General features: G+C 66.9%; 7 protein-coding genes. 3 read left to right on the top strand and 4 right to left on the bottom strand.

Annotation, left to right across the window (positions count from 1 at the left end; translation table 11 throughout):
• The first annotated feature begins 339 nt into the window (after positions 1–339).
• Genes ACU18_RS12430 through ACU18_RS12420 form a run of 3 tightly spaced genes read left to right on the top strand, consistent with a single transcriptional unit; the run spans position 340 to position 2,790 of the window.
• A complete protein-coding gene (locus ACU18_RS12430; RefSeq protein ID WP_050685955.1) occupies positions 340–1,275 on the top strand; it encodes an ABC transporter substrate-binding protein in 936 nt (311 codons plus the stop codon).
• Between the two features lie 16 nt (positions 1,276–1,291).
• Positions 1,292–2,056, top strand: coding sequence for an amino acid ABC transporter permease (locus tag ACU18_RS12425; RefSeq protein ID WP_050685954.1), 765 nt, complete (start codon positions 1,292–1,294; stop codon positions 2,054–2,056).
• Positions 2,053–2,790 carry an amino acid ABC transporter ATP-binding protein gene (locus ACU18_RS12420; protein ID WP_050685953.1) on the top strand — a complete coding sequence of 246 codons (738 nt, stop codon included), beginning with the start codon at positions 2,053–2,055 and terminating at the stop codon, positions 2,788–2,790. Before ACU18_RS12425 ends, ACU18_RS12420 begins: the two co-directional genes overlap by 4 nt.
• 83 nt (positions 2,791–2,873) lie before the next feature.
• On the opposite strand, the gene hemL is transcribed toward ACU18_RS12420, so the two are convergent.
• The 4 genes from hemL to ACU18_RS12400 form a co-directional block, all read right to left on the bottom strand.
• On the bottom strand, positions 2,874–4,205 hold the full coding sequence (hemL, locus tag ACU18_RS12415) for a glutamate-1-semialdehyde 2,1-aminomutase (protein WP_050685952.1): 1,332 nt from the start codon (positions 4,203–4,205) through the stop codon (positions 2,874–2,876).
• A gap of 16 nt (positions 4,206–4,221) precedes the next feature.
• Positions 4,222–5,322, bottom strand: coding sequence for an LLM class flavin-dependent oxidoreductase (locus ACU18_RS12410; RefSeq protein ID WP_050685950.1), 1,101 nt, complete (start codon positions 5,320–5,322; stop codon positions 4,222–4,224).
• Positions 5,322–6,302: a porphobilinogen synthase gene (hemB, locus tag ACU18_RS12405; RefSeq protein WP_050685948.1), complete on the bottom strand. Its 981-nt coding sequence runs from the start codon at positions 6,300–6,302 to the stop codon at positions 5,322–5,324. Before hemB ends, ACU18_RS12410 begins: the two co-directional genes overlap by 1 nt.
• Before the next feature lie 61 nt (positions 6,303–6,363).
• Entirely contained in the window at positions 6,364–7,248 is an 885-nt protein-coding gene (locus tag ACU18_RS12400; protein ID WP_050685946.1) for a uroporphyrinogen-III synthase, read from the bottom strand.
• Positions 7,249–7,250 lie beyond the last annotated feature (2 nt).

The raw sequence follows: 7,250 nt of genomic DNA, 5'->3' as shown, positions 1-7,250 counted from the left end.
GGCGGGTTCTGACCGCCGCTGGACACCCGCGGGGCTGCGAGGCAAGTCACAGTAACCCTGCTTCATAAAACCGCCACAATCATCCGCAGGTCATTCGGTCCGGCCACATCCCGTCGGACTGCCTGCCACTGTTATCCGTTGCAAGCTGAATATCGTTCGGGACTCGCCGCCGTCGTTCGTCTATTATTCACCTCACGGGTCGGTTCGGCGGGGGTGAGACAATAAAGTTTTGCGGCCACCCCTGCCTTTCATGCCCACATCAGCATGGGCGGATGCCAGGCGCCACCAGCGCAGCCTCGCGGCCGGTTGATTTATGACTCAATGAAAGTGACATCCCCAATGAGAATCAAAGCAATGAAGTGGTTCACCGCTGCTCCTGTTGCCCTGGCCCTGGCTGTTTCCCTGGCCGCGTGCGGCTCGGGAGCCTCCACGCCGAGCGGAACCCCCACGGACGCCCTCGCCGGCAGCGACCAGCAGACGCTGGATAAATACACCACCGCCGAGGTCACCCCGATCGACAAGATCGACAAAACCAAGCTGGGGCTCAACACCGAGGGCAAGCTTGAGGTGGGTACCCTTTCGGACGCACCGCCCAACATCTTCATCGATCCGTCGGGCAAGTTCACGGGTTACGACAACGAACTCCTGCGTGCCGTTGCCGGCAAGCTGGGCCTTGAGGTTGAGTTTGTTGCCACCGATTTCTCGGCGCTGCTTTCCCAGGTGTCCACCAAGCAGTTCGACGTCGGGTCCTCCTCGATCTCCACCACTGATGCCCGTCGCCAGAACGTCGGCTTCACCAACGGCTACGACTTCGGCTTCATGGCAGTGGTCGCCAAGACCGACGGCGACATCAAGGGCTTCGCCGACCTCAAGGACGACGTGCGCATCGGCGTTGTCCAGGGCACAGTGCAGGATGACTACGTCACCAACACCCTGAAGCTGGAACCGGTCCGCTTCCCGGATTACGCCACCGTCTACGCCAACGTGCGCAACGGCCAGGTTGATGCCTGGGTGGCTCCTTCCCAGCAGGCCACCGGCCAGGTCAAGGAAGGCGACGGCACCGTCATCGCCGAGTCCGTGGTCAACACGCAGAACTTCACGGCTTACGCAGTGGCCAAGGATAACCAGCCGCTCATCGACGCCCTGAACTCAGGCCTTGACGCGGTCATCGCCGACGGTACCTGGTCCAAGCTGACCAAGGAGTGGTACCCGGACCGCGAAACCCCCACCGACTGGAAGCCGGGCAGCAAGGCCGCCACGGTTCCGCAGAGCTGATTGAGCGGCAACGTTCATGGATCTCCTGGACCAGCTCGCTGACACCTTCTTCAACTGGGAGGAAATGGCCAAGGTCATTCCCTCCCTGTTGATGGTGGGCCTGCCCAACACCCTGATTCTGGCCGTAGCGTCCGGCATCCTCGGATGCCTTCTGGGCCTGCTGCTGGCGCTGATGGGAATTTCGCGCAACGCCGGCGCCCGCTGGGCGGCGCGCATCTACACCGACCTGTTCCGCGGCCTGCCGGCCATCCTGGTGATCCTGGTGATCGGTATCGGCCTGAGTCCCATCGCCCGGGAAATCACCGGCACCCGCAACCCGTATCCGCTGGGTATCCTGGCGCTGACGCTGATTGCGGCGGCCTACATCGGCGAAATTTTCCGCTCCGGCATCCAGAGCGTGGAAAAGGGGCAGCTGGAGGCTTCCCGTGCACTCGGGTTCAGCTACGGCCGGTCCATGCGCCTGGTGGTGGTGCCGCAGGGCATCCGCCGGGTCCTGCCGGCGCTGGTGAACCAATTCATCTCACTGCTGAAGGATTCGTCGCTGGTGTTTATGCTGGGCCTCGCGGCGTCCGACCGGGAAATCTTCCGGATCGGCAACGACGCCATGGCCAACACGGGCAACCTGTCGCCGCTTGTGGCGGCCGGCGTGATGTACCTGATCCTGACCGTCCCGCTCACGCACCTGGTGAACTACATCGATAACAGGCTGCGGACCGGTAAACCGGAAAAGCGTGAACCGGACGAGCTGGCAGCACCTATCGGCAAGGGGGCACAGGCATGACGGACTTTACTTCCGGCACCCTGACCGGCAAGAACCTGCACCTCTCCTTCGGGCACAACCATGTCCTCCGTGGCATCGACCTGCACGTGGAAAAGGGCACCACAGCATCGGTGATCGGCCCCTCTGGGTCCGGCAAGTCCACGCTCCTGCGGGTGATGAACCGCCTCATCGAACCGGACCAGGGTGACATCCTTCTGGATGGCCGCTCGGTCCTGAAGGACAATCCGGACGAGCTCCGGCAGCGCATCGGCATGGTGTTCCAGCAGTTCAACCTGTTCCCGCACAAAACAGTGGTGGAGAACGTTTCGCTGGCGCTGCAGAAGCTCCGCAAGCTGTCCAAGGACCAGGCCCGCGCCGAAGCCCTGGAACAGCTTGACCTGGTGGGCCTCAAGCACAAGGCCGATGCACGGCCAGCCAACCTGTCCGGCGGCCAGCAGCAGCGGGTGGCAATCGCCCGCGCTTTGGCCATGAAGCCAGAGGTGATGTTCTTCGACGAGGCCACCTCAGCCCTGGACCCGGAGCTGGTCAAGGGCGTCCTGGCGCTGATGACCGACCTCGCCAAGGGCGGCATGACAATGGTGGTGGTGACCCACGAGATGGGCTTCTCCCGCAACGTTTCCGACTCCGTGACCTTCATGGACGCCGGGGTTGTGGTGGAGTCGGGCCCGCCCGAGCAGATCTTCACCTCCCCCGCGACGGACCGGCTCAAAGGCTTCCTTTCGGACGTCCTCTAGGCCCCGTCGCTGGAACGGAAAATCCCCGGTTGCCTTGGTGGCAACCGGGGATTTTTTTGCGCGGGTAAGGGTCGACGCCGGGACTAGCCTTGGGCTGCGGCGGCGGCCCCAGCGGCAGCCGGCAGGGCGTCGAAGATGCGGTTCATGGCAGCGTCGTCGTGCGCGGCTGACAGGAACCATGCCTCAAACACCGACGGCGGCAGGTACACGCCGGACTCCAGCATGGAGTGGAAGAACGGTGCGTACCGGAAGACTTCCTGGGCCTGGGCGTCGGCGTAGTTGTGGACGCCGTTGGCCGAGGTGCCGAACGCCACCGAGAACAGGTTCCCGGCGAACTGGATGGAGTGGTCAACCCCGGCTGCGTCGAGGGCCTTGGACACGGCCGAGGACAGTTCCAGGGACCGGACGTCGATGAAGGAGTACACGTCGCGGGTGGCGTGGGTGAGGGTGGCAACCCCGGCAGCCATGGCCACGGGATTGCCGGACAGCGTACCGGCCTGGTACACCGGGCCCACGGGTGCCAGGTAATCCATCACGTCGGCACGCCCGCCAAGGGCCGCCGTCGGCATTCCACCGCCGATGACCTTGCCGAAGGTGAGCAGGTCCGGGGTCCAGGGCTCCGCCGCGTCCGGGGCGCCGCCGGTGAGTCCCCAGTAGCCCGAGTATCCGGTGCGGAAGCCGGTCAGGACCTCGTCCACAATCAGCAGCGCGCCGTGTGCCCGGGTGATCCGGGACAGGCCCAGGTTGAAGCCCTCCGCGGGGGTGACCACACCCATGTTGGCGGGGGCAGCCTCGGTGATGACGGCGGCAATGTCGGCCCCATGCAGGGCAAACGCGGCTTCGACGGCGGCAAGGTCGTTGTACGGCAGTACCAGCGTTTCAGCGGCGGTGGCCGCGGTGACGCCGGCGGAGCCGGGCAGCGCCAGCGTGGCCAGGCCGGAGCCGGCGGCGGCAAGGAGCCCGTCCAGGTGGCCGTGGTAGCAGCCGGCGAACTTGATGATCAGGTTGCGGCCGGTGAAGCCGCGGGCCAGCCGGACAGCGGTCATGGTGGCCTCGGTGCCGGTGGAAACCATCCGGACACGCTCTGCGGCGGGCACCCGCTCCTGCACGATGGCGGCGAGGTTGGCCTCATCCGGGGTGGATGCACCGAAGGACAGGCCACGGTCCACTGCCGTGTGGACGGCATCCAGCACGGCGGGGTGGGCGTGGCCCAGCAGGGCCGGCCCCCAGGAGCAGACGAGGTCCACGTATTCCTTGCCGTCGGCGTCCGTCAGGTACGGCCCTTTGGCGGACACCATAAAGCGCGGTGTGCCTCCGACTGACCCGAAGGCCCGGACCGGGGAGTTGACCCCGCCGGGCATCAGCTTGCGGGCACGGTCAAAGAGTTCCTCGTTGCGGAGGTTGCTGGAAGTCATTGGTTTATTCTCTCAGTTAGCCGGCCAGCAGTTCCGCCACCCTGGGCGCCACCGCCGTACCCATCAGTTCAATGGACCGCAGCATCGCGGCGTGGGGCAAAGGTCCGCTGCTGTACTTCAGGTCGAAGCGGTCAGCACCCAGGTCCTTCTTGAGCCGGACGATCTTGCCGGCCACCGTTTCCGGTGACCCGACGTACAGGGCACCCTCCGGGGCGCACAGGGCTTCGAACTCGCCCCGGCCGGCGGGGCCCCAGCCGCGTTCGGCGCCGAGCTTGTTCCGGAGTTTGAGCCAGTGCGGGAAGAACTCCGCCTTCGCCGCTTCGTCGGTGTCCGCCACGTGTCCGGGCGAGTGGGTGGCAACCTGCTGTGCCGGGTGCCCGTACTTGCCCATCGCTTCGCGGTACAGGTCCGCCAACGGGCCGAAGGACCGGGGCTGGCCGCCGATGATCGCAAAGATGATGGGGTAGCCGTACTGGGCGCAGCGGAGCACGGATTCGGGGGTCCCGCCGACGCCGATCCAGGTGGGCAGCAGGTGGTGCTCCAACGGCGGGTAGACGCTCAGCCCGTGCAGCGCGGGCCGGGTGCGGCCTTCCCAGTGGACCGGTTTCTGCGCCCTGACCTTGTCGAACAGCTCCAGTTTTTCCTCAAAGAGGACCTCGTAATCGGCAAGGTCAAGCCCGAACAGCGGGAACGATTCCACAAAGGAGCCGCGCCCCAGCATCACTTCAGCGCGGCCGTTGGAAATGGCGTCCACCGTCGAGAAACGCTGGAAAACACGGATGGGATCATCTGAGCTGAGCACCGTCACGGCGGAGCCCAGCCGGATCTGCTGCGTCCGGGCGGCGGCAGCAGCCAGGAAGACCTCGGGGGCGGAGACGGCGTAGTCCTGCCGGTGGTGCTCCCCCACGCCGAAGGAGTGAAGACCGACGGCGTCGGCAAGTTCGGCCTGTTCCAGCAGTTGGCGCAGGGCCTGGGCGTGCGGTTGTGGGCTGCCGTCCGGATTCTCGCCAACGTCCCCGAACGTGTTCAGGCCCAGGAGGATACGGTTCGCGCCCACGGGTGCAGTGGGGCTGGCCGGTGCCGGGCCGGCGGCGGTGGCGTGTTGCGTCTCAGTCATCAGGATTCCTTCAGCCAGCCGGCAAGCTCGGCGGCCCAGTAGGTGAGCACCATGTTGGCGCCGGCGCGGCGGATGCCAAGGACGGATTCGGTGATGGCTGCCCTCCGGTCGATCCAGCCGTTGGCGGCGGCCGCTTCGATCATGGCGTACTCGCCGGAGATCTGGTAGGCAGCCACGGGGACGGGGCTCATGGCCGCGACGTCCGCCACGATGTCCAGGTAGCTCATGGCGGGTTTAACCATCACGATGTCGGCGCCTTCGGCGAGGTCAAGCTCCACTTCGCGGAGCGCTTCGGTGCGGTTGCCGGCGTCCATCTGGTAGGTCCGCCTGTCGCCCTTGAGCTGGGAATCGACGGCTTCGCGGAACGGGCCGTAGAAGGCGGACGCATATTTGGCGGCGTAGGCCACCACGGACGTGGTGGTGTGGCCGGCCGCATCAAGGGCAGTGCGGATGGCGGCGATCTGGCCGTCCATCATGCCGGAGGGACCGAGCATGTGGGCCCCGGCGTCGGCCTGGGCTACGGCCATCCTGGCGTAGATCTCCACGGTGCGGTCGTTGTCAACGTAACCGTCGGCGTCGAGAACGCCGCAGTGGCCGTGGTCGGTGAATTCGTCGAGGCACACGTCGCTCATGATGACCAGGTCATCGCCGACTTCGGCGCGGACGTCGCGGATGGCCTTGTTGAGGACGCCGTCAGGGTCCAGCGAGGCGGTTCCCTCGGCGTCGCGGACCTCGGGAATGCCGAACAGCATAATGCCACCCAGTCCCAGCTCCACGGCCTGGGCCGCCGCGCGTCGGAGTGATTCGGTGGTGTGCTGGGCTACGCCGGGCATGGACGTGATGGGGTTGGGTTCGGTGAGGCCCTCGCGGATGAAGGCTGGCAGGATCAGCTCTGCCGGCGCCAGCCGGGTTTCGGCGGTCAGCCGCCGCATGGCGGGGGTGGTGCGCAGGCGGCGGGGGCGGTGGTTGGGGAACGTCATGGTCCTGTGTCCTTCACGGTGTCTCAGGTGCTGGAAGTTGGGGGGCAGTGGCCAGGGCCGGTCAGGGCGGTGCTGCGGCCAGACCGGGCTCGTGCCCTGGTCCAATGGAACCTGTCAGGGCTTCGACCAGCCCGGCAGGTGTGGGGTCTGTAGCCACTGCCGCGGCGGGCCAGCCGAGCTCCGCAGCCTGGTCCGCCGTCGACGTCCCGATGGCGATCAGGCGGCAGGCCTGGAGCGGGAACAGGACGGCAAGCCGCCGGACGGCGCTGGGTGAGGCCGCCACAACGGCGTGGATGGTGCCCGCAGACATGCCGGCAGCTGCAGTGGCCGCAGACACCAGCCGCGGCTGTGGGGTGCCGGGTTCCGCGGCGATGGCCAGGCGGCGCTCCGGTGCGGCCGGGAAGTCCACGGTCCGGTAGGCGGTGACAGCCGTGACGTTGCTGCCGGAAGCTGCCAGTCCGTCCGCCAGCCGGGAAGCGGCGATGTCTGCCTGGGGCAGCAGGACGGGGCCGGTTCCGCCGGGCCAGACTTCAAGGAGCCCGGCGGCGGACTGTTCGCGGGCTGGGACCAGGGTGACAGTGACCCCGTTGGCTTTGAGCATCCTGCGGGTGGCCGGCCCGATGGCCGCGACCAGGGTGGCAGCGGGCAGCCAGGCCCCCAGGGATAGCCCACGGTCGACGGCCTGGGCCACCAGGACGTGGACGGTGGTGGCGCTGCTGACCACCAGCCATTCGAAGGCACCGGCACCCAGGCCGTCGCAGGCCACCTCAAGGGCGTGCTGGTCCGCTGCCCGTTCAAAGTCGATCAGGGGCAGCACCAGGGCTGTGGCTCCTGCCGCCTCCAGTGCTGCGACCAGCCCGGTGGACCGTTCGGGACTGCGGGTTACCAGCACCTGGGTGCCGCGCAGCGGCTGCCCGGTTCCGGATTCGCTGGACGTGGGTCCCATTG

It is taken from the genome of Arthrobacter sp. ZBG10 (assembly GCF_001238605.1).
GTDB lineage: Bacteria > Actinomycetota > Actinomycetes > Actinomycetales > Micrococcaceae > Arthrobacter.
Note: the sequence above shows the minus strand (reverse complement) of the source record. Positions and strands in the feature narration are given on the sequence as shown.

Excerpts from the sequence above, each read along its gene's own strand:
- ACU18_RS12425 (WP_050685954.1), top strand. The coding sequence starts at position 1,292 with ATGGATCTCCTGGACCAGCTCGCTGACACCTTCTTCAACTGGGAGGAA.
- hemL (WP_050685952.1), bottom strand. The coding sequence starts at position 4,205 with ATGACTTCCAGCAACCTCCGCAACGAGGAACTCTTTGACCGTGCCCGC.
- ACU18_RS12400 (WP_050685946.1), bottom strand. The coding sequence starts at position 7,248 with ATGGGACCCACGTCCAGCGAATCCGGAACCGGGCAGCCGCTGCGCGGC.
- hemB (WP_050685948.1), bottom strand. The coding sequence starts at position 6,302 with ATGACGTTCCCCAACCACCGCCCCCGCCGCCTGCGCACCACCCCCGCC.
- ACU18_RS12410 (WP_050685950.1), bottom strand. The coding sequence starts at position 5,322 with ATGACTGAGACGCAACACGCCACCGCCGCCGGCCCGGCACCGGCCAGC.
- ACU18_RS12420 (WP_050685953.1), top strand. The coding sequence starts at position 2,053 with ATGACGGACTTTACTTCCGGCACCCTGACCGGCAAGAACCTGCACCTC.
- ACU18_RS12430 (WP_050685955.1), top strand. The coding sequence starts at position 340 with ATGAGAATCAAAGCAATGAAGTGGTTCACCGCTGCTCCTGTTGCCCTG.